At 62.9% G+C, this 19,320-nt stretch carries 21 protein-coding genes; 8 read left to right on the top strand and 13 right to left on the bottom strand.

What is annotated here, in order from left to right; translation table 11 throughout:
- Positions 1–2 precede the first annotated feature (2 nt).
- Both FNJ47_RS13735 and FNJ47_RS13730 read left to right on the top strand, forming a co-directional pair.
- The gene (locus FNJ47_RS13735) at positions 3–1,496 is read left to right on the top strand and encodes a sensor histidine kinase (RefSeq protein WP_163153870.1); all 1,494 of its coding nucleotides are present in this window, start codon (positions 3–5) and stop codon (positions 1,494–1,496) included.
- Between the two features lie 140 nt (positions 1,497–1,636).
- Positions 1,637–2,980, top strand: coding sequence for a PQQ-dependent sugar dehydrogenase (locus FNJ47_RS13730; RefSeq protein ID WP_163153835.1), 1,344 nt, complete (start codon positions 1,637–1,639; stop codon positions 2,978–2,980).
- A gap of 18 nt (positions 2,981–2,998) precedes the next feature.
- On the opposite strand, the gene FNJ47_RS13725 is transcribed toward FNJ47_RS13730, so the two are convergent.
- On the bottom strand, positions 2,999–3,256 hold the full coding sequence (locus tag FNJ47_RS13725) for a hypothetical protein (RefSeq protein ID WP_163153833.1): 258 nt from the start codon (positions 3,254–3,256) through the stop codon (positions 2,999–3,001).
- A 200-nt stretch (positions 3,257–3,456) separates the two neighbouring features.
- Between FNJ47_RS13725 and FNJ47_RS13720 the strand changes: the two genes are divergently transcribed.
- Positions 3,457–4,275, top strand: coding sequence for an aminoglycoside phosphotransferase family protein (locus tag FNJ47_RS13720; RefSeq protein WP_163153831.1), 819 nt, complete (start codon positions 3,457–3,459; stop codon positions 4,273–4,275).
- A gap of 12 nt (positions 4,276–4,287) precedes the next feature.
- Here the strand turns inward: FNJ47_RS13720 and FNJ47_RS49840 are convergent, their stop codons facing one another.
- Positions 4,288–4,455 (bottom strand): hypothetical protein, encoded by a 168-nt coding sequence (locus FNJ47_RS49840; protein WP_165445677.1) that lies wholly within the window; start codon positions 4,453–4,455, stop codon positions 4,288–4,290.
- 104 nt (positions 4,456–4,559) lie between these two features.
- Complete coding sequence (locus FNJ47_RS13715) at positions 4,560–5,009, bottom strand: winged helix-turn-helix transcriptional regulator (RefSeq protein WP_163153829.1); 450 nt, start codon at positions 5,007–5,009, stop codon at positions 4,560–4,562.
- Between the two features lie 152 nt (positions 5,010–5,161).
- On the opposite strand from FNJ47_RS13715, the gene FNJ47_RS13710 reads away from it, so the two are divergent.
- On the top strand, positions 5,162–6,082 hold the full coding sequence (locus FNJ47_RS13710) for an alpha/beta fold hydrolase (protein ID WP_163153827.1): 921 nt from the start codon (positions 5,162–5,164) through the stop codon (positions 6,080–6,082).
- A gap of 715 nt (positions 6,083–6,797) precedes the next feature.
- Positions 6,798–7,409, top strand: coding sequence for an FkbM family methyltransferase (locus FNJ47_RS13705; RefSeq protein WP_163153826.1), 612 nt, complete (start codon positions 6,798–6,800; stop codon positions 7,407–7,409).
- Positions 7,410–7,663: 254 nt separating this feature from the next.
- On the opposite strand, the gene ccoS is transcribed toward FNJ47_RS13705, so the two are convergent.
- The 9 genes from ccoS to FNJ47_RS13660 form a co-directional block, all read right to left on the bottom strand.
- A complete protein-coding gene (ccoS, locus tag FNJ47_RS13700; protein WP_163153824.1) occupies positions 7,664–7,816 on the bottom strand; it encodes a cbb3-type cytochrome oxidase assembly protein CcoS in 153 nt (50 codons plus the stop codon).
- The gene (locus tag FNJ47_RS13695) at positions 7,813–10,074 is read right to left on the bottom strand and encodes a heavy metal translocating P-type ATPase (protein WP_163153823.1); all 2,262 of its coding nucleotides are present in this window, start codon (positions 10,072–10,074) and stop codon (positions 7,813–7,815) included. Before FNJ47_RS13695 ends, ccoS begins: the two co-directional genes overlap by 4 nt.
- Positions 10,075–10,100: 26 nt before the next feature.
- Positions 10,101–10,895: a DUF2189 domain-containing protein gene (locus tag FNJ47_RS13690; RefSeq protein WP_163153821.1), complete on the bottom strand. Its 795-nt coding sequence runs from the start codon at positions 10,893–10,895 to the stop codon at positions 10,101–10,103.
- A complete protein-coding gene (locus FNJ47_RS13685) occupies positions 10,892–11,146 on the bottom strand; it encodes a hypothetical protein (protein WP_163153819.1) in 255 nt (84 codons plus the stop codon). Before FNJ47_RS13685 ends, FNJ47_RS13690 begins: the two co-directional genes overlap by 4 nt.
- Positions 11,143–12,027, bottom strand: coding sequence for a cytochrome-c oxidase, cbb3-type subunit III (gene ccoP, locus FNJ47_RS13680; protein ID WP_163153817.1), 885 nt, complete (start codon positions 12,025–12,027; stop codon positions 11,143–11,145). The genes FNJ47_RS13685 and ccoP overlap by 4 nt, the downstream gene beginning before the upstream one ends.
- On the bottom strand, positions 12,018–12,188 hold the full coding sequence (locus FNJ47_RS13675; RefSeq protein ID WP_163153815.1) for a cbb3-type cytochrome c oxidase subunit 3: 171 nt from the start codon (positions 12,186–12,188) through the stop codon (positions 12,018–12,020). Before FNJ47_RS13675 ends, ccoP begins: the two co-directional genes overlap by 10 nt.
- Entirely contained in the window at positions 12,185–12,928 is a 744-nt protein-coding gene (ccoO, locus tag FNJ47_RS13670; protein ID WP_175068374.1) for a cytochrome-c oxidase, cbb3-type subunit II, read from the bottom strand. Before ccoO ends, FNJ47_RS13675 begins: the two co-directional genes overlap by 4 nt.
- 5 nt (positions 12,929–12,933) lie before the next feature.
- Positions 12,934–14,586, bottom strand: a complete 1,653-nt coding sequence (gene ccoN, locus FNJ47_RS13665) for a cytochrome-c oxidase, cbb3-type subunit I (protein WP_163153813.1) — start codon at positions 14,584–14,586, stop codon at positions 12,934–12,936.
- Between the two features lie 218 nt (positions 14,587–14,804).
- Positions 14,805–15,164 (bottom strand): hypothetical protein, encoded by a 360-nt coding sequence (locus FNJ47_RS13660; protein ID WP_163153811.1) that lies wholly within the window; start codon positions 15,162–15,164, stop codon positions 14,805–14,807.
- Positions 15,165–15,424: 260 nt separating this feature from the next.
- Between FNJ47_RS13660 and FNJ47_RS13655 the strand changes: the two genes are divergently transcribed.
- The 3 genes from FNJ47_RS13655 (at position 15,425) to FNJ47_RS13645 (ending at position 18,165) form a co-directional block, all read left to right on the top strand.
- Positions 15,425–15,640 (top strand): dodecin family protein, encoded by a 216-nt coding sequence (locus FNJ47_RS13655; protein WP_163153809.1) that lies wholly within the window; start codon positions 15,425–15,427, stop codon positions 15,638–15,640.
- Between the two features lie 717 nt (positions 15,641–16,357).
- Positions 16,358–17,710 carry an NAD(P)/FAD-dependent oxidoreductase gene (locus tag FNJ47_RS13650; protein WP_163153807.1) on the top strand — a complete coding sequence of 451 codons (1,353 nt, stop codon included), beginning with the start codon at positions 16,358–16,360 and terminating at the stop codon, positions 17,708–17,710.
- The gene (locus tag FNJ47_RS13645) at positions 17,710–18,165 is read left to right on the top strand and encodes a hypothetical protein (RefSeq protein WP_163153805.1); all 456 of its coding nucleotides are present in this window, start codon (positions 17,710–17,712) and stop codon (positions 18,163–18,165) included. Before FNJ47_RS13650 ends, FNJ47_RS13645 begins: the two co-directional genes overlap by 1 nt.
- A 35-nt stretch (positions 18,166–18,200) precedes the next feature.
- Here FNJ47_RS13645 and FNJ47_RS13640 read toward each other — a convergent pair.
- On the bottom strand, positions 18,201–19,320 hold a 1,120-nt coding region (locus FNJ47_RS13640; protein WP_163153803.1), incomplete at its 5' end, for a CaiB/BaiF CoA transferase family protein.

The raw sequence follows: 19,320 nt of genomic DNA, 5'->3' as shown, positions 1-19,320 counted from the left end.
TGATGGACCATGAAAAGGTAAACATCCTTCTGGTCGATGACCAGCCGGCGAAGCTGCTGGCCTATGAGGTCATCCTGAAAGAGCTCGGCGAAACGCTCGTCGCGGCATCGTCGGGCCGCGAGGCGCTCGAGTTCCTGCTCAAGAACGAAGTCGCAGTCATCCTGGTCGACGTCTGCATGCCCGAGCTCGACGGCTTCGAGCTCGCGGCGATGATCCGCGAGCATCCGCGTTTCCAGAAGACCGCGATGATCTTCATCTCGGCAATCCAGGTCAGCGACATCGACCGGCTGCGCGGCTACGAGATGGGCGCGGTCGATTACGTTCCGGTGCCGGTCGTGCCCGAGGTGCTGCGCGCAAAGATCCGCGTGTTCGCCGAGCTCTACCGCAAGACACGGCAACTCGAACGCCTCAATGCCGAGCTCGAGGACCGCGTGCGCGCGCGGACCGCCGAGCTCGAGCAGTCGACCACGCGGCTGGTCGAGAGCGAGGCGCGCCGCAGCATGGCGATCGCCGCGGGTAAGATGGGCTCGTGGGACTGGGATTGGGTCAACGGCGACTGGATGTGGGACGAGGGGCAGTACAAGATCTTCGGCGTCGACCCGAAATCCTTCACCCTGACATCAGACAATATCCAGGCACTGTTTCACCCCGATGATGTGGAGGAGCTGAAGCAGGCCTGGGCCGGGTTCGGCAACGGACGGACGTCTTATGAAGCCGAATTCCGCGTCATGCGGCCGGACGGCGAGGTGCGCTGGTGCGTCGGCACGGCCGCGGCCACTAGTGACAGGAACGGCAGGGTGGTGCGGGTGAGCGGTGTTACCGTCGATATTACCGATCGCAAGAAGGCCGAGGAACGGCAGAGCCTGTTGACCCGCGAGGTCGACCATCGCGCCAAGAATGCACTCGCGCTGGCGCAATCGATCGTGCGGCTGACGCGCGCCCACAACGTGACGGCCTATGTGCGGGCGGTCGAGGGCCGCATCACGGCGCTGGCGCGGGTTCACACCGTGCTGTCGCTGTCGAGCTGGCAGGGCGCCGAGATCCGACGGCTGGTGACCGAGGAGATCGCGCCGTATTCCGAGGCCGGGCAGATCCAGATCGAGGGTGCCGAGGTGCAGTTGCAGCCCGCGACCGCACAGACGCTGGCGCTGGCACTGCACGAGCTCGTCACCAACTCCGCCAAATATGGCAGCCTTTCGGTGCTGTCAGGCCGGCTCGCGATCACCTGGGAAGTGCAGGATGACACGCTGATCCTGGCCTGGGTGGAATCCGGCGGACCGCCGGTGACCAAGCCGAAGCAGAAGGGTTTCGGCACCAGAAGCGTGATCGCTAGTATCGAGACCCAGCTCGGCGGGCGGGCCGATTTCGATTGGCACGTTGAGGGCCTGGTGTGCCGGCTCACGGTTCCGCTCAAGGCGCTTGTCGGGGAGACCCCGGCGTATCGCGACCTGTCGGCAGCCGCGCGTAAGCCCATGGTCGGTTCCAGGGCCATCTGATCCCGCGCACCTCGATCATCGCGCCGTGCAGTCTGACGGCGTCGCGCAAGGGGATCGAAGCAGACGACATTGTGACCGCAGCCGGCGGTGGAACTGCGCTATGAACTCTGCGACCGACGGGGACGTCGCGCGAGGAGCATATGCTTAAGACAAATCTTGCCGGCGTGAGTCTGTTCGTCGTCATCCTCGCAGCAATCAGCGTCACGCGGTCGGGTGCCGAGCCCGTGCTGAAAGGCGGGGAGGCCTTCGGCGACTGGCGGCGCGACAAGCCGGGCACGCTGCGTCTGATCAGCCCGCAGGACTTGCCGAAGCCGGGGGCTACGGCCTCCAGCAGCAATTCGTCGCGCGTCGTGCAGAGACCCGCATCGGCGATGCCGCAGGTGCCGGCGGGGTTCAAGGTCGAGCTGTTTGCGAGCGGGTTGAGCGGCCCGCGGATCATCCGGACCGCGCCCAATGGCGACATCTTCGTCGCGGAAACCGGCCCCGGCCGAATCCGTATCCTGCGCAGCACCGATGGTGCCACCAAGCCTGCGACCAATGAGGTCTACGCCACCGGATTGAACCGGCCATTCGGCATCGCGTTCTTCCCGAGCGGCGACAATCCGCAATGGCTCTATGTCGCCAACACCGACAGCGTGGTGCGCTTTGCCTACCGCAACGGTGATCTCAAGGCACAGGGAAAGCCCGAGACGATCGTCGCAAATCTTCCGCATGGCTACGGCCACTCCACGCGTGACATCGTGTTCACACAAGACGGCAAGCGGATGCTGGTGTCGGTCGGCTCCGCAGGCAACGCAGGCGAGGGGCTTGGCCAACCTCCTGGCGGCATCGAGACCTGGAGCCGTAACCACGCGCTTGGCGCGGCCTGGGGAGCCGAGACCGATCGCGCCGCGGTGCTCGCCTTCGATCCGGATGGCAAGAACCAGAAGCTGTTTGCCACCGGGATCCGCAACTGCGTGGGACTTGCGATCCAGCCCGGAAGCGGCACGCCGTGGTGTTCGACCAACGAACGCGATGGCCGCGGCGACAACCTTGTGCCCGATTATGTGACGCGGATTCGCGAAGGCGCGTTCTACGGCTGGCCCTGGTATTATATCGGTGCCAACGAGGATCCCGCGCATGCCGGCGCGCGGCCCGACCTGAAGGACAAGGTGACGGTCCCCGATGTACTGTTGCAGGCGCATTCGGCCTCGCTTGGCCTGACCTTCTACACCGGCAGCAAGTTTCCGTCCGAGTATCGCGGCGACGCGTTTGCCGCCGAGCATGGCTCGTGGAATCGATCGAAGCGCACCGGCTACAAGGTCATTCGCATCAGGCTGAAGGATGGCGTGCCGACCGGCGAGTACGAGGATTTCGTCACCGGCTTTGTCGTCGGCGACAACGAGGTCTGGGGTCGTCCGGTCGGCGTGACCATGGCGCGCGACGGCGCGCTGCTGATCTCCGAAGACGGCAATGGCACGATCTGGCGCGTCAGCCACGACTAGCCGTTCGATCAGCTGCCGCTATCCGAGGCCATCCTTGAGGCCGTAGTCCTCGTAGATCGTGAGCGGGTCGGTATCCGGAAACAACCGGCACTTGGCCTGCGCCAGATGCAGCGTGACCGCCCCGGCCTCGCATCTCGCGGTCAGGATTTTCCGGACATCCTCCATATGCGCACGCGGCTGATGCTTTGACGGCAGCTGTTCGAGCGCAACCAGCGCGGTAGCCAGGGCCTCCGTGACCACCCATTCGTCATGTCCGGTAATTCCCTTTCGCGGCATTGCGACATCCTCCGTAGCACCGGCTGCGGCATTGTAACGCGAGAAGGGTGGGGGCTGTCATCAGCCAACATGGGCAGGGCAGCAAGGAACCGGTTCGCGCGAGCCATGCCACGATGCGTCGCAGGGAACCAGCGTGGCAACGCGCGGCGGCAATGATAAGAACGACGGTCGCGCCCTTTCATCGATAACCACGCTGCCGGATGTTCGAACCCTATCTCTCGGCCTGGAGCCTCGTCCCAGACGGCGACCCGATCGTGACGCACGCCGCAGGGTTGCTGCCGGTACGGCGGCACGGCGAGCCCGCAATGCTCAAGCTCTCGCACGAGCCGGATGAGCGCCTCGGCGCCATCGTGATGGAGTGGTGGCATGGAGACGGAGCGGCGCGCGTCCTTGCCTGTGACGGCGATGCGCTCCTGCTCGAACGGGCGATGGGTTCGGCGTCGCTCAGCCGAATGGCGCGAACCGGCCAGGACGACGAGGCCTGCAGAATTCTCTGTGCAACGGCCGATCGGCTTCACGCCCTGCGAGCGAAGCCACGGCCGGATCTGACGCCGCTTGCGGACTGGTTTCGCGAGCTATGGCCGGCGGCCGGCGCGCATGGCGGCATTCTGAACCGATCGGCTGAGGTCGCCCAGGCACTGCTTTGCGATCAGCGCGAGATCGTGGTCCTGCATGGCGACCTGCACCACGACAACGTGCTCGACTTCGGGGCGCGGGGCTGGCTCGCGATCGATCCAAAACATCTCGTCGGCGAGCGCGGCTTCGACTTCGCCAACATCTTCACCAATCCCGACCTTGCGGACCCGACATCGCCGGTCGCGACAGAGCCCGGACGCTTTGCGCGGCGTCTCGACATTGTGGTGGAAGCAGCGCGGCTCGATCGCGGGCGCCTGCTGTCATGGATCCTGGCTTGGACCGGTCTGTCGGCGGTATGGTTTCTCGGCGACAACGATCCGCTCGCCGAAATCGACCTGCAGATTGCAAAGCTTGCCGCGGCCGAGCTCGACCGGATGGCGTAGCGCCGGCAGCGGCTACGCCGCCGCAGTACTCGCTCCACTCAGCGATACACTCAGGATTCGCCACTTCGAAATATCGAAGAAGTAGGCGGCCTTGATGCGCGCGGATGCGGGGTCCGGCGCCTGAATCGCCGTGTGGAATTGCCGCGTCCCATCGCTCAGCGAAATCCGGAATGTCTGCATTGGTCGAACCTCCACGCGCGGATGCTGCGGCAAGGAGGGTTAACATCCGGTTCCTGCGACCGTGATTGCACGGTGCGCTCGCATCCGCGCGGTCTCTTTCTCCGCTAGGCCGACGGCAAGCGCACCATCGTATCCTCTGCGCCGACGACACGTCCGTCCTGCGCGCGCAGTTCGAGCCGCCGCACCGGCAGGCCGCTCTTGCGGTCGACCAGCAGCACATGCGCCTCGTCGGGCTCGAAGAAGAAATCCTCGCCCCATTGCCGTAGCGCGACGAGGAGACGGAATAGCCCGCGTCCTTTTTCGGTCAGCACATATTCCTGATAGGGGCTGCCGTCCGCCGCGGGCACGGTCTCCATGATTCCGTGCGCCAGCAGATTGCGGAGCCGGGCCGAGAGGATGTTCTTGGCAAGCCCGAGGCTCTTCTGAAACTCGCCGAACCGGCGCAGCCCGTCGAACGCGTCGCGCACGATCAACAGCGACCACCAGTCGCCGATCGCATCCAGCGGCCGGGCGACGCCGCACATCGAGTCCCTGTGGCTCACTCTCTTGGCCATTGCGATTCGCCTGACGCTCCTCATTCCCTGCGTTGATCGGCTCGGTCTCGCGGCCGCTGCGACCGTCCGATCATGGCTTCGATATATCGGTTGCAAAGTAAAACCTCAAGCGATAGACGATGGTTTCAAATTGAAACCATACGAGATCGACCATGATCCAATCCGACGCCACGTTCGACGGTACCTTTCCCTTCACGCCGCATTTCAGCGCGGCTCCAGGCTTCCGGATGCATTATGTCGACGAGGGCCCGCGGCACGGCGAGGTAGTGCTTTGCCTGCATGGCGAACCGACCTGGGGCTACCTGTTCCGCCACCTCGTGCCGGCCCTGTCCGCGACGCATCGCGTGGTCGTTCCGGATCACATGGGCTTTGGGAAGAGTGCGACGCCGGCGCAGCGCAGTTATTGGCTGCAGGACCACGTCGATAATCTCGAGGCGCTGGTTCACGCGCTCGATCTCACCAACATCACCCTCGTCATGCATGATTTTGGCGGGCCAGTCGGCATGGGCTTCGCGACCCGCCATCCGGATCGGATCCGCCGGATCATCTCGGCCAACGGGCCGACGCCGTTCGGGCAAAGCGATCTGTTCGAGCGCATCACGGCGAATGCGCGGGTCTCGCCCTGGTTTCAATGGATCGCCAAGGCCGAGGCCAACGGCGAGCTCGAGCCGGTTCTCGGACAACTCGGCTTCAACATCCTGAGCACGCTGAAACTCAACGGCTTCGAGAACAATGCCATCATCACCGACGCCTGGCTCTCGGCCTACGGCGCGCCCTTCGCACGTCCGGCTGACTGCCTCGGCGCGATCGGATGGGCGAAGGGCTTTGCGACTGGCGTGCACACGTTCGCAACGCCCGATCCCGTCGCCGACCGTTTGATCCGCAGCAGACCCGCGCTCGCCATCTGGGGCGAGGCGGATCGCACCCTGCACGCGGAGCATTTCCTGCCGCTGTTTTCCGCGATCTTCCCGGCAGCGCCGGTCAGGCGCCTTGCCGGCGTCGGGCACTACTGCTTCGAGGATGCCCCGGAGGAAATCGGCAACCTGATTGCGGAGTTCATCCGGCAGACGTGACAACATGCCGGCCAATGCGGGGCAGGGCGCACCGATCATGCTCGACATCGGCGCGAATGGCGCCCCAACTCGGTACACGGGCTGGGGCGCTGCACGATGGGAAAGGGCGGCCCTTGCGACGGCGGTGTATCGGCAAATTCCGCGATGACGCAACGAAACGTCGGCTAAAAAGATCGCTTCAGCAGACGACTGCTTCAATGACCTGCGCGATGATCCCGCGTGCCTGTTTTGGGATAATAGCTGGCTCCGCAGGCGTAGGTCTCTCCGCAATGTCGGCCGAGGTTAGCCCCCGGCGTATTGGATACGGATACTCCGCCTTCTCCCTGCGCTGAACCGCGATGGTCGCGGACGGATGTTGCGAGTGGCGCGAATGCGTGCCCGCCGCCACCGGCACCCGCGAAAGCTGATGATCCTGAGAGAAGTGCGATGGTGACGCCAACCGCGGCAATATACTTGTTCATCTAATCGCTCCCTTTGCAAACCGGATCATTCCGGCGACGGCAGGACCTTGCGCAGAGACGGGGACAAATGCCGTGACTCGCGTCACGTTCGGCTATCGAGGCGCTGACGCGGCGTGACTTGCGCGGCTGGAAAACCAGATTTCGCAGCGGAAGTCTGAATTGCCCACGCGTGTTGTCGCGGCGGGCGGGTTGCCAAAGTCGCTCCGACGGATTTCAATGTCGACATGGAAATCAATATCCGATGCCCGCCATCCATGATCCCTCATCTGCAGCTGATCCAGCGCGGTGAGTATGACGTCCCATACAATCATCCCCGCCCGATCATCCTCGACGTCGGCGCGAATGTCGGCGGCTTCGCGGTCTGGGCGATCAAGCGTTGGCCGGGCTGCGAGATTTATTGTTACGAGCCGCTGCCGGACAATTTCGCGATGCTGGAAGCAAATGTTGGCATTCTCGCCACTGCTCGAGTCTCGAACAGCATCCATGCTCACAACTTCGCCATCGGCGACCCACTACACACTCAGATGTTTCTGGGGAAGAACAATTGCGGCGAGGCCAGTTTCTTCGACCTCGGAGAACAGGCGCGAAGTTCAGTCTCGGTCGCCACCAAGCCGCCGACGGTCATGCCGCCGGCACAGATCCTGAAGATCGATACCGAAGGGTGCGAAATCGAGATTCTGTCGGGGCTGAAGTCGATCGACTACGACGTCGTTCTGCTCGAATACCATTCCGAACTAAACCGGCGAGAGGCAGATGCGTTGCTGCGTGACTACACGCTGACCGGCGGCTATGCGCGCGGCCCGCACCGCGGCATCCTCAAATACATGCACTCGCGACTGATCGCATCGTCCGAACAATCGCGATAGTTGGACCGGTGAGGAATACAGCCTGCCGACGAAAGCGCTGATTTTACTGGGGATTCCGAACAGTGCAGAACAACGGAGAACAGTGTACTGGCGGAAGGGGTGTCCTGTCAACCCTACTGAGATAATTCAGCTTTCTGATCTCTTGTTTCCGAAAGCTACGGTCTCGGCCACGGGAAATACCCGTCATGCAGCCATCATCGATTGGATTGCCGCGCTTGGCTTGGTGATCGTCGGGACCGGCGATTGAGCGTCGGCTACTCGGGCCCCTGTTTGCTCTCGAATAGTATCCGCTCGGCCGCGCCCTCCAGATCATCATACTGGCCGTTCTTGAGCGTCCACATGAACGAGGCGAGACCGGCCAGGCCGAGGCCGATGGCGATTGGGACGAGGAAGAAGAAGTCGATCATTTGAGCGCCCCCAGCACGGTAGGCCGCCTTGCTGCCCGTCGGACCTCACGGCTTGGTTCACACCGCGGCCGGCCATCGAGCCGCAGCGCATTGGCAACGACTGTCACCGACGAGAGTGACATGGCGATCGCAGCCAGCAGCGGCGTGACCCCGCCGAGGACGGCAAGTGGGATCGCCACGACATTGTAAGCGACCGCGAGCAGGAAATTCTGCCGGACCAGCGCGCGGGCTGCGCGCGACAGCGCGATGGCCTGCGGAACGGCCTCGAGGTTATCGCGCAAGAAGACGAGATCGGCGGCGTTGCGTCCAATGTCCGACGCCGACGCCGGCGCCATCGAAACATCGGCCGCACGCAGCGCGGGTGCGTCGTTCAATCCGTCGCCGATCATCAGAACCTTGTTGCCGGCCTGCTTCAATGCCGAGATGTGCGCGATCTTATCTGCAGGGGTGGCGCCAGCAATCCAGGTTAGCCCAAACTGCTGCGCAATGTCGCGGACACGCGCCTCCTTGTCGCCGGACAGAATTTCCACGAAAGCGTGCGATCGTCTGATGTCTGCGACGGCCTCGCGAGCTCCCTCACGCAAGGTGTCATCGAAATGAAAATGGGTTGAGGCGACGCCGTTGACCGATAGAGTGACGGCCGCGTCTTCATCGTTCGAGGAGCATTGTCGGTCGAACACGGCCCAGTCCGGACGTCCCAGGCGGTAGACGTTGCCGTCGGCACGCGCTTCGATGCCTTTGCCGGGATATTCGGACACCGCATCGAAGGTGAGGCGCTGTCGGACAGGCTCGAGGCTTGCTAGCGCTTGCGAATAGGGATGGCGGGAGTGCATCGCGAGCGCGGTGGCGAGACCAAGAGCATCAGAATCCGTGTTGCCCCTCGCAGTCAGGCGCGACTGACCGGCGGTCAGCGTGCCGGTCTTGTCGAAGAGGATCACATTGACTTCGGCAAGCCGTTCCAGCGCGCCGCCGTCCTTGATCATGATGCCTTTGTCGAACAGCCGCCGGGCCGCGACGACGTGGACCATCGGAACGGCAAGGCCGAGCGCGCATGGGCAGGTGACGATCAGGACAGCGATGGCGATGGTAATGGCGCGGTGCGCATCACCGGTCGCGAGCATCCAGCCGAGGAAGCTCAGGAATGCGACCGAATGAACCAGCGGGGCGTAGAGCCGGGCGGCGCGGTCGGCGATCCGGCGATAGGCTGATCGGCCGGCTTCGGCGGCATCCATCATTCGCCGCATCTCGGCGAGGAATGATTGGTCCGCCGTGGCGGTCGCAACGATCGTCAACGGTCCGGTCAGATTGAGAATGCCGGCCTGGAGCTCCGTGCCTTCGACGGCGCGCTGCGGTGCGCTCTCGCCGGACACGAGCGAATAGTCGAGTTCGGACTCTCCCTTGAGAACGCGCGCGTTGACGGGCACGCGGTCACCGGCGGCCAGCCGGATCGTCATTCCCGGCTCGATCTCGTCAACAGGCAGATAGGCCTGACTGCCGTCGGCGTGCAGGACGAGCGCACCGCGCGCTGCAAGGCGCGCGAGCCCACCCACAGCCTGCCGCGCACGTTCGCGCATGACGTGGTCCAGCGTCCGGCCGATCAGCAGAAAGAACAGCAGCGATACCGCCGCATCGAAATAGGCGTACGGACCGTGATGGGCGGTCTCGTACAGGCTCATGACGAAGGTGAGCAGCACCCCGATCGTGATCGGGACGTCCATGTTGGTCCGCGCGTGTCGCAGGCTGTGCCAGGCCGAGCGGAAGAAAATCCGGCCGGAATAGGCAAGGGTCGGAAGCGCGATCCACGCCGAGATCCAGTGGAAGAGGTCGCGCGTTTCGGCTTCTGCGCCCGCCCAGACCGAGACCGACAGCAGCATAATATTGCTGGACGCGAAGCCCGCGATCGCCAAGGAGCGCAGCAGCTGAGCCAGCACCACGTCCTTCGCGCCGGTGTCGATATCGTGGACGTGAGACGGATATCCGATCGACCTTAGTGTCCGTATGAGCGGAGGCGGCCTGTCGCCGCGCCAGAGCACCTTGACGCGTCGGGTCGAGAGGCTGGCCCTCACTTCCCCCACGCCGTCGAGCGCGTCAAGCGTCGCCTCGATTTGCTGCAGGCAGCCGCCGCAATGGATGCCGGGCACCGACAGGTCGGTCTGGCGCAGCCCGTCGTGGACTGGCCGGCTGGCAAGCAGGACCTCATCGTCCTCCGCCGCGGCTTGATAGAGGTAGACTTCAGCGCCCGGTGCACAACAGCTCATGGATCAGCTCCGCGGCTTTCGCGCGATCACTTAGCTTCCGGCTGCACCGCCCGATAGGCGTGCCATGTGGCGTGGCCGAGCAGGGGGTAGGTCACGATCAGTCCGATCATGCCGGTTGCGAGACTGGCCAGGAAAAGACCGAGCACGATCGCGGCCCAGAGCATCAGCACGCGCAGGTTGTTCCAGACCAGCGCCATGCTGGAGCCCATCGCTGTCAGGGCATCGATCCGTTGGTCGAGCAGCATGGGAATCGAGAATGCGCTGATCGCGAAGGAGAACGCCGCGAACAGGCCGCCCACCAGGGTGCCGACGGCGAGCATCGCCCATCCCGTGGCGGTCGTGAACAGCATCGGTGCGATGCGGTCGAGGCCGGGAAACGCCACCATGCCGAAGAACAGAGCGTAGATCAGCACAGCCGCGCGGATCCAGATGATCATCAGCAGGCAGAGCAATACGCCAGTAAACAGGATCTGGCCGCCTGAGCGTGGCCTGACGAAGAAGAGATTCCGCCAGCTGACCGGCAGGCCTTCCTCGATCCGCCGGCTTTTCTCATAAAGTCCGACGGCCAGGATCGGTCCGATGACCATGAACCCTGCGAAGACCGGGAAGAGGATGTAGTCACGCTTGAGCGCGATCAGGCCCGAAACCAGCCCGAGCGAGATCGCGATGATCAGCATGCCATAGGCAAGGCTCATCGGCATCTGTGTGCGAAAATCGCTCCAGCCCATTGCCAGCCATTTGAACGGATCAGCCATCGTGAGCGGGCGGGCCCATCTGTTGACCGTCTGGAGCGGAGGCGCGACCGAAGGGAGCATCGTCATCGCTCGTTTCCTCGTGCAGATGGGCGAATCTCGGACGGCGAGCAGGACGACCCGGCGGCGCGGTATTGGCCCGGCGCATCGCCGGCTTCGTCCTGGCGGAGATGGTCTACGCAAGGCGGCTGCGAGGTCGAGGCGAGATAAAGCATGTGAGCATTGGCCGCGAGTACAGCGATCACTCCGCACGCGATCAGGATCCAGAGTGCGATGGCTGCTCTGCCGCTCGTTCGCCGCCCGAACGCGAGGTCGGTCATGGGCCCGGTATCCTCTTGTCGACCAGATACAGTGTCAGGATCTTGCGATCGAGCTGGGATAGCCGGCTCTCCCAGGTCGGCATGTGACCCTGGCGGCCGCCCCACACGGTGGTGTCGATGGTGTCGAAGTCTCCGCCGTAGATCCAGAAGCGATCGGTCAGGTTGGGAGCTCCCAGCTCCGGATTGCCCTTTGCGTCGGCACCGTGACAGGCCACGCAGTTGGCGGCGAAGATTGCTTTGCCTGCTTCGATGTTCGCGGGATCCATGTCCGCCGGGCGCGGATGCGACAGCAAGTAGATGTAGCTCGCCACCTTGATGACGTCCTGGCGGGGCAGCATCTGGTCGCGGCCGAATGCCGGCATCTGGGAGACATGCGTGTCAGGATGCGTGGAATTGACGCCGACGCGAATGGTGTTGAAAATTTCCTCCGGTTTGCCGCCCCAGAGCCATGAGTTCGTCGTCAGGTCCGGGAATCCGGGCCCGCCCTTGGCATCCGTGCCATGGCACGCCGCGCAGTTATTTCCGAATAGGGTGTGACCGGTCTCGCGCACGATCGTCATCAGGCGCGCGTCGGACTGAATCCTGGAGAAGTCCTCGGTCTCGATCCGCTTGGTCCAGACGCTGCGTTCGAGCGCGGCATCCTGCAGCGAAGCTGTCACGAGCGTGCGCTGGTCGATGCCCAGCAGGCCCTTGGTATAGGTCACGCCAAGCGGCCAGGCCGGCATCAGAACCCAATAGCCGACCGAGAACAGGAAGGCCAAGGTCAGGAAGAAATAGAGCACGCGCGGGACCGGCGTGTTCAATTCCTTCAGGCCGCTCCATTCATGGCCGGTCGTGAGATAGCCGGTGTAGCTGTCGCGATCTGGTTGCTCTACCGCCATGGTCCCGCCTCGTCGCGAAGGATCGATTGGGCCGCCTCATCGAACCGCTTCTTGTTCGACGGCCGCATGGCATAGATCACCGCGGCAACCGACAGCGCGACCAGATAGAACAGGCCGAACGACTTCGAGAAACCGACGAGGAACGCGTGCTCGATGATCATTGGCCGGCCTCCGCCTGCGCGATCGATTTGTGTGCCGCGTCGGTGAGGCGCCCCAGGACCTGGAGATAGGCGACCAGCGCATCCATCTCGGTTAGTTTGCTGGGCAACCCGTCGAAGGCCCGCATCGTGGTTGCCTTGCCGTAGCGCTTGATGACGCCGTCCGCCTGCGGTGAATCCGGATTGGACTGGGCGTAGGCGTCCATCGCGGCATTGGCGATCATATCGTCGGTATAGGGCACGCCGACCCTGCGCTGGGCCTTCAGGTGAAGGTCGAGATCGTCGGTTCGCAATTCCGTCGTGAGCAGCCAACCGTAGGCGGGCATCACCGATACGGGGACCACATCGCGCGGGTTGTTCAGGTGGGCGACGTGCCACTGATCTGAATATTTCTCGCCGATCCGAGCGAGGTCGGGACCAGTGCGCTTTGAGCCCCACAGCATCGGATGGTCATATTTGGACTCGACCGCCAGCGAGTAGGGGCCGTAACGGTCGACGTCATCGCGCAAGGTGCGGATCATCTGCGAATGACAGGCGTAGCAGCCCTCGCGGATATAGATGTTGCGGCCGGCGAGCTCGAGCGGCGTGTAGACCCGCATGCCGGGAGCGTCCTCCACGGTCTGGTGAATGGTGAATAGCGGTGCGATCTCGACGAAACCGCCGACGCTCGCCGCGGCGATGATGCCGATCGTCAGGCCGATCGCCTTGCGTTCGAGCCGGTAGTGAAAGCCGAACAACGACATGACCGTCACTCCGCTGCGGCGTTGAGCGCGCCGGCCAAGGCAGGCTGCGGAAGATCGCTGGCATGCTCCTCGGTCACGCCGGGGACAGCGATGGTCTTCCAGATGTTGTAGGCGCCGAGGCAGCCGCCGATCAAGAACAGCAGTCCGCCCACGGCACGTGCGATGTAGTAGGGGTGCATTGCGACCAGCGTGTCGACGAACGAGTAGGCGAGTGTGCCGCTGTCGTTGTAGGTCCGCCACATCAGTCCCTGGATGATGCCGGAATTCCACATCGCGAAGATGTAGATGACGGTGCCGGCCAGTGCGAGCCAGAAATGGGCTTCGACGAGCTTCGGCGAATACATCCGCTCGCGCTTCCAGAGCCAGGGGACGCAGGCGTAGATCGATCCGAAGGTGATCATGGCGACCCAGCCGAGGGCACCGACGTGCACATGGCCCACGGTCCAATCCGTGTAATGCGACAGCGAGTTCACCGAGCGGATCGCCATGAATGATCCCTCGAACGTCGCCAGCCCGTAGAACACGCCCGCCACCATCATGAAACGCAACGTGGCGTCGTCTCGGACCTTGTCCCAGGCGCCGTTCAGCGTCAGCAGGACGTTGCCGGCCGACGCCCAGGACGGGATCAGGAGCATCAGCGAGAACGTCATGCCGAGCGTCTGCACCCACTGCGGAAGCGCGGTGTAGTGGAGGTGGTGCGAACCGGCCCACATGTAGAAGAACGTGATGCCCCAGAAGCTGATGATCGACATCCGGTAGGAATAGATCGGCCGTCCCGCGCGCATCGGCAGGAAGTAGTACATCATGCCGAGGAAGCCGGCGGTCAGGAAGAACGCCACAGCGTTGTGCCCGTACCACCACTGGGTCATTGCATCCTGCACGCCGGAGAAGGCTGAATAGCTTTTGGCGTGGCCGAGCGAGACCGGCACGGCGAGGTTGTTGACGATGTGCAGGATCGCCACCACCAGGATGAACGCCATGTAGTACCAGTTCGAAACGTAGATGTGGGGCTCTTTGCGACGTGCCAGCGTGCGCAAATAGAGGATGAAATAGGTGACCCACACCACGACCAGCCAGATGTCGGTGTACCATTCCGGTTCGGCATATTCCTTGGACTGGGTGATGCCCATCATGTAGCCGGTGACGGCAAGCAGGCAGAACAGGTTATACCCGAACAGCACGAACCACGGGCTGACCTGGTCCGGCAGCCGCGCGCGAGACGTTCGTTGCAGCACGTAGAACGACGTCGCGATCAGTGCGTTGCCGCCAAATCCAAAGATCACGGACGTTGTATGGACCGGCCGCAGCCGTCCGAAGCTCGACCATCCGGTGCCGAAGGTCAGGTCGGGGTTGACCAGCTGCCAGGCGACCCAGTCGCCGACACCGAGTCCGACGATCACCCACATCATGGAGATGACGATACCGACCTTGCTTGGATCGTCGTAGTAGTGCCTGAGGCGATCGTCGGACGGAGGCGGCGCATAGTAGCTGCCGCCGATGCGGAAGATCATGAGGATGCTCGCGACGAAGATCAGAGCGCCATGAGCGCCCATCGGATCGTCGCGGCCAGCCAGCATCATCAGAAAGCCGAGCAGGGCGACGGCGGCGCTGATCAGGATCGCGCGCTGTCGCTCTATCAGGGTCAATTGGGCGATCATGCGACTATCCCTGCGTGCTGCGTCAAATATGCGGACCGAAGTCTGGCCCGGGGCACCGGCTGGCCTCGTGAAGGCGGTTGCCGATTCAAGGACGTCCTTGCTGTATTGTCAGGCGGTGTAGGAAATGCATCGGAGCATTATGCAGCGCATCGCTCTCGCGCGATCGTCCGGCGCCGATACAACGTATCGGACCCGTGCATCGAGCTTCCGCGGGCAGATCAATTGCGCTGCGCAGTCCAATAGCCCGAGCATTGCGCGCTTCCGGCGTGGCCACGCCATGTGCCGCGGCCACCGATTCTAGAAAGTCGGCCAACGCCCGAGGCGTATTTCTCGTGAACCGTCACCGAAGCGCGGACCGCCCCTGACTTTGCGACATATCCTCTGAATTTCACCAGGTTGGGATGGGTGACGACGCCATTCGAGACATTGACAGTGAAATTATAGGAGGAATCGCAGCCGCCGGCTTGGGTTACAAAGACAAGGTCCCACCAACCGTCGTAGGCAGATCGGGCATGCGCCGCGGGCGCCAGGCCGATCACAAGGCCTGTCGCTATGGCTCCAAGCCAAGGCTGTCTCATGGAAATATCTCCTGATCATTATCGATGTCGCCCTGCCGGATCGACGGGGGCGTGGGTTGATCAAATCGTTCACTTCACGTCGTCGAACTACGATCTGATCTCGCCCACCGACAAAGCTCTTGTTCAAATTTGCTTCAATCCGCGGTGCAGGCTGTCCGAGGGAGGGAGCTCGACGTCCTTTCCAGCGGCCTTGATGCAGTGCTAGGCTGATGATCGCAGGGAGAACCTGCTCCCTGTTTCATACCGAACGGGAGAACGACATGCCTGAGAGCGTCTACAAGGTCATTGAGCTGATCGGCACCAGCAGCGACTCCTGGGAGAAGGCCGCAGCCAACGCGGTCGAGCAGGCCGCCAAGTCTCTCCGGGATCTTCGTGTCGCGGAGGTCGTCAAGCTCGACATGCAACTGGACGACAAGGGCAAGGTCGAGGCCTATCGCGCCAAGCTGAACGTGTCGTTCAAGTTCGAGGGCACCTGAGTTTTTGCTCAACCTCGCCTCGCTCGCGAGGCGAGGTTGGCTTGCGCCGTGGTTGCCTGGCGGTCACGCTGCAGGGTCATTCGTGTTACGCGGCCGGGTGACCCCGCTCGCGCGCCGGGGCGCGTTCAGGCAGGATCGTGAGCCGATATGCGATCAGCCTAGTTCCATCGAAGATTTCAAGGGCTGTCTCACAAACCGGGCAATGATACTCGTCCCTGATTCCAGGTTCGGACCATAGCTCCAATCTTCGAAAACCAGCGCCACATCGTGGGCAAGTTACGTCCGATTTTTTCATCCGTCGTCCCTGAGCCCGAGCTCTGCCGATGACAGCTTAGCAAAACGAGTAAGACTGAACCATGTTTCCCGAAAGGGGTACTCATGCCGGACATATTGATTTGCTGTTCGGAGACCAGGAAGCCGGTGCAGACCTGATTGGACACTGAAACGGTGGTCTTTGAGGCGCTCCCGAGTATTGCCATTCCGGTCAGGTGTCCGCATTGCGAGCAAACACACTTTTGGAAGCCGGCGGAGGCTTGGGTCTACGACAGCAAAAGCTCGCGACCGCACTAACGCCTATGCCGTGAATTGGTTTCGGATTGAACGGGACAAAGGCGTTCCAGGTGCGACAACCCCGTCCAAGAGCGATCGGCTGGTCCGCCGTACTCCGTTTCGGATGACGCCAGGCGGCTTCAGCAAGCGAGATCGTCAGGTAGACCGATGAGCACCGTTTCAAGCGAGGATCTTTCGCAAGCGAGAGGCTCGTCGGTTGCCGGACCGCAAGCAAGGCGTAAGCGCATCGTAATCATTGGTGGTGGGTTTGCCGGGATTGCCGCTGCGCGCGCATTGAATGGGACCGATGCTGAAGTCGTCCTGATCGATCGGCGCAACCATCATATCTTTCAGCCGTTGCTCTACCAGGTTGCGACTGCCGTCCTGGCCCCGTCCGAGATCGCAACACCGATACGGCAGCTTGAAGCTGCGCAGAAGAATCTCAACGTGGTTCTGGCTGAGGTCACAGGGATCAGCTTGGACGCCCGAACGGTCGAGGCCAGCCACCCAGGGCTCGGAATCCGCAAGATCGGCTTCGACTATCTCGTCGTGGCCGCAGGGATGCGCCCAAGCTATTTCGGGCATGATGAGTTCGCCTTGCACGCGCCGGGCCTGAAGAGCCTCAATGAGGCGGAGAACATCCGGACCAAGATCCTCAGTGCTTTCGAGCTGGCTGAGGCAACCGAGGACGATGCCGAGCGTGCCCGCCAGATGACATTTGTGCTGGTCGGGGCTGGTCCAACCGGCGTCGAATTGGCGGCGTCGATTGCGCACATGGTGTCGATCACGCTCCGCAACAATTTTCGCAGCATCGATCCCGCGCGAAGCCGGATTGTCCTGGTCGATGGTGGCAATCGTATTCTGCCAAGCTTTACCGAATCCCTGTCGGGGAAGGTCGAGCGGCGGCTCGCGAGGCTCGGTGTCGAAGTCAGGACCGGCCTCAAGGTCGAGAAGGTCGACGAACTAGGCGTCGTTGCCGGCGGCGAGCGGATCGCCAGCGCGACAGTGCTGTGGACCGCCGGAGTGGCGGCGTCGCCGGTCGTCGGAATGCTCAATACCAGGATTGACCGGGCAGGGCGCGCCGTTGTTGGTCCCTACATGGAAATCGCAGAAGCCGGCGACGTATTCGTGGCCGGCGATGCGACTTCATTGGTGCAGGACGATCGCCCGGTGCCAGGTGTCGCGCAGGCGGCAATCCAGCAGGGGCGGTTTGTCGGCAGGCTGATCGCGAACCGCGTCAGGGGACGCAAGGACGGCCGCCCGTTCCGCTACCGGAGCAAGGGCAACATGGCCGTCGTCGGCAAGAATTTTGCGATCCTGGAGGCCGGCCATCTGCGCACCAGCGGCTTTGCGACCTGGGTTGTATGGGCCGTCCTCCACGTGCTTGCATTACCCCAGCTTCAGAACCGCTTCAGGGTGCAGACGCAATGGCTCTGGTCGTACCTGTCCGGCCAACGCAGCTCGCGGCTGATTGCAGAGGCGCCTCGTGCCATCGAGCCGGCCAAACAAGAGGCGTCGTGATGGACGCGTCAATCATCTCGGCCATTGCCGCCCTGACCGGCACTGCCGTCGGCGGAATGACCAGTCTTATTGCCAATCTGCTCAGCCAGCGCGTCCAGCTTCGCGCGCAATGGCTGTCGCATGAGAAAAACCGGCGGCAAAACCTTTACCGGGACTTCATCGAGGAGGCCTCGAAGTGCCACATCGACTCGCTCCAGCACGATGAGGCAGACATACCGAGCCTGGTCAGTCTTTACGCCAAGCTCAACCGGATGCGGGTGCTCTCGAGCGATCCGGTCGTCAACTGCGCCGATCAGATCGCCAGGACGATTCTCGATACCTATCTCGAGCCGGACAAGAGCTTTACCGAGCTTCGAGACATGGCCGCCAACGGCACAATCGACCTGTTGCGCGAGTTCAGTACCGCATGCCGTGTGGAATTCGAGGCCCTCGACGCAGCCCACCGGAGATTTTGACTGTCACAGCCGACGCCTGTTCCGTTCGGCTAGGCCTATGCTGCGGAGTGCTTTTGCTCCTTGGCGCGTGGCACGGCGCCGCTGACCAGCAGACCCTCGACCCGGCTGTCGTCATAGCCGAGCTGTTTCAGGATCTCGGCATTGTGTTCACCAAGCTCGGGGGCGCGGCGAGCCGCGACCTTGGTCACGCCATGGACCTTCAACGGGCTGCTGACAGTGAACGTCAGATTGCCTCCCGCGCCTACGAGCGGAACGACGATGTCATTCTCCTGCAGCTGCGGGTCCTTGATCACCTCGTGGGGGGCACGGACTACGCCGAAGGTGATGTGGTTGTGATCAAAGACGTCGTGCCAGTGCGACATCGGCTGCGCGCTGAAGACCTCGTCGAGGATCGCAGTGAGCTGGGTTGCGTTGGCCACCAGTTTGGCTGCGTCCGAGAAGCGGGTATCCGACAGCAGGTCCGGACGGCCGATCCCGGTCGCAAAGGCCGGCCAGCGGTCGGGAGTCAGGACGATCAGGAACCAGGTCTCGTCGGAGGCCTGGTAAACATTGAAGATCGCGTTCGGCGGGCTCTTCCGATCGTGCAGCGGATAGAATTGGGCATCGCAGAGCGCTGCCTGTACGGAAACGCCGCAAGCCCAGACGCCCGATGCGAGTAGCGACGTCGTCACGTAGGAACCTTGGCCAATCCGCTCGCGCCGATACAGCGCGGTCACGATGGCCGAATAGAGGCTTACGGCCGTCGCATGATCGCCGCTGCCGGAGACCGGCAAGGTCGGCGGTGCGCCGGCGTCGCGCGTGAGGGACAGCAGGCCACTTCGTGCCCAATAGGCAGTGATATCGAATCCGGGCAAGTCAGCGTCGGGACCCTTGTCGCCGTAGCCGGTGATATCCGCATAGATCAGGCGGGGATTCCAAGCGCTGACGTCCTCGTAGTTCAGCTTCAGTCGTTTGCGTGCCGGGTGCGGTGTGTTGACGATCAGGACGTCCGCCCATTTGACCAGCCGCTCGAGGATCTCGGCAGCATGCGGCGACTTCAGGTCGAGCGTCAGGCTCCGCTTGTTGCGATTGTTGAGATGCCAGGGATAGTTGTCCTTGGCGCGGGGCTGCGGAGGAATTTTGTATCCGATCCGCCAGGTGTCGCCGCTCGGTGGC

This window comes from Bradyrhizobium uaiense (assembly GCF_010811875.1).
In the GTDB taxonomy this organism is placed as follows: domain Bacteria; phylum Pseudomonadota; class Alphaproteobacteria; order Rhizobiales; family Xanthobacteraceae; genus Bradyrhizobium; species Bradyrhizobium uaiense.
This window is presented reverse-complemented; position numbering and strand designations above follow the sequence as displayed.

Excerpts from the sequence above, each read along its gene's own strand:
- ccoN (WP_163153813.1), bottom strand. The coding sequence starts at position 14,586 with ATGATCGCCCAATTGACCCTGATAGAGCGACAGCGCGCGATCCTGATC.
- ccoO (WP_175068374.1), bottom strand. The coding sequence starts at position 12,928 with ATGTCGTTGTTCGGCTTTCACTACCGGCTCGAACGCAAGGCGATCGGC.
- FNJ47_RS13705 (WP_163153826.1), top strand. The coding sequence starts at position 6,798 with ATGATCCCTCATCTGCAGCTGATCCAGCGCGGTGAGTATGACGTCCCA.
- FNJ47_RS13725 (WP_163153833.1), bottom strand. The coding sequence starts at position 3,256 with ATGCCGCGAAAGGGAATTACCGGACATGACGAATGGGTGGTCACGGAG.
- ccoS (WP_163153824.1), bottom strand. The coding sequence starts at position 7,816 with ATGATCGACTTCTTCTTCCTCGTCCCAATCGCCATCGGCCTCGGCCTG.
- FNJ47_RS13735 (WP_163153870.1), top strand. The coding sequence starts at position 3 with ATGGACCATGAAAAGGTAAACATCCTTCTGGTCGATGACCAGCCGGCG.
- FNJ47_RS13690 (WP_163153821.1), bottom strand. The coding sequence starts at position 10,895 with ATGACGATGCTCCCTTCGGTCGCGCCTCCGCTCCAGACGGTCAACAGA.
- FNJ47_RS13715 (WP_163153829.1), bottom strand. The coding sequence starts at position 5,009 with ATGGCCAAGAGAGTGAGCCACAGGGACTCGATGTGCGGCGTCGCCCGG.
- FNJ47_RS13675 (WP_163153815.1), bottom strand. The coding sequence starts at position 12,188 with ATGATCATCGAGCACGCGTTCCTCGTCGGTTTCTCGAAGTCGTTCGGC.
- FNJ47_RS13685 (WP_163153819.1), bottom strand. The coding sequence starts at position 11,146 with ATGACCGACCTCGCGTTCGGGCGGCGAACGAGCGGCAGAGCAGCCATC.
- ccoP (WP_163153817.1), bottom strand. The coding sequence starts at position 12,027 with ATGGCGGTAGAGCAACCAGATCGCGACAGCTACACCGGCTATCTCACG.
- FNJ47_RS13720 (WP_163153831.1), top strand. The coding sequence starts at position 3,457 with ATGTTCGAACCCTATCTCTCGGCCTGGAGCCTCGTCCCAGACGGCGAC.
- FNJ47_RS49840 (WP_165445677.1), bottom strand. The coding sequence starts at position 4,455 with ATGCAGACATTCCGGATTTCGCTGAGCGATGGGACGCGGCAATTCCAC.
- FNJ47_RS13695 (WP_163153823.1), bottom strand. The coding sequence starts at position 10,074 with ATGAGCTGTTGTGCACCGGGCGCTGAAGTCTACCTCTATCAAGCCGCG.
- FNJ47_RS13650 (WP_163153807.1), top strand. The coding sequence starts at position 16,358 with ATGAGCACCGTTTCAAGCGAGGATCTTTCGCAAGCGAGAGGCTCGTCG.
- FNJ47_RS13730 (WP_163153835.1), top strand. The coding sequence starts at position 1,637 with ATGCTTAAGACAAATCTTGCCGGCGTGAGTCTGTTCGTCGTCATCCTC.
- FNJ47_RS13645 (WP_163153805.1), top strand. The coding sequence starts at position 17,710 with ATGGACGCGTCAATCATCTCGGCCATTGCCGCCCTGACCGGCACTGCC.
- FNJ47_RS13710 (WP_163153827.1), top strand. The coding sequence starts at position 5,162 with ATGATCCAATCCGACGCCACGTTCGACGGTACCTTTCCCTTCACGCCG.
- FNJ47_RS13655 (WP_163153809.1), top strand. The coding sequence starts at position 15,425 with ATGCCTGAGAGCGTCTACAAGGTCATTGAGCTGATCGGCACCAGCAGC.
- FNJ47_RS13660 (WP_163153811.1), bottom strand. The coding sequence starts at position 15,164 with ATGAGACAGCCTTGGCTTGGAGCCATAGCGACAGGCCTTGTGATCGGC.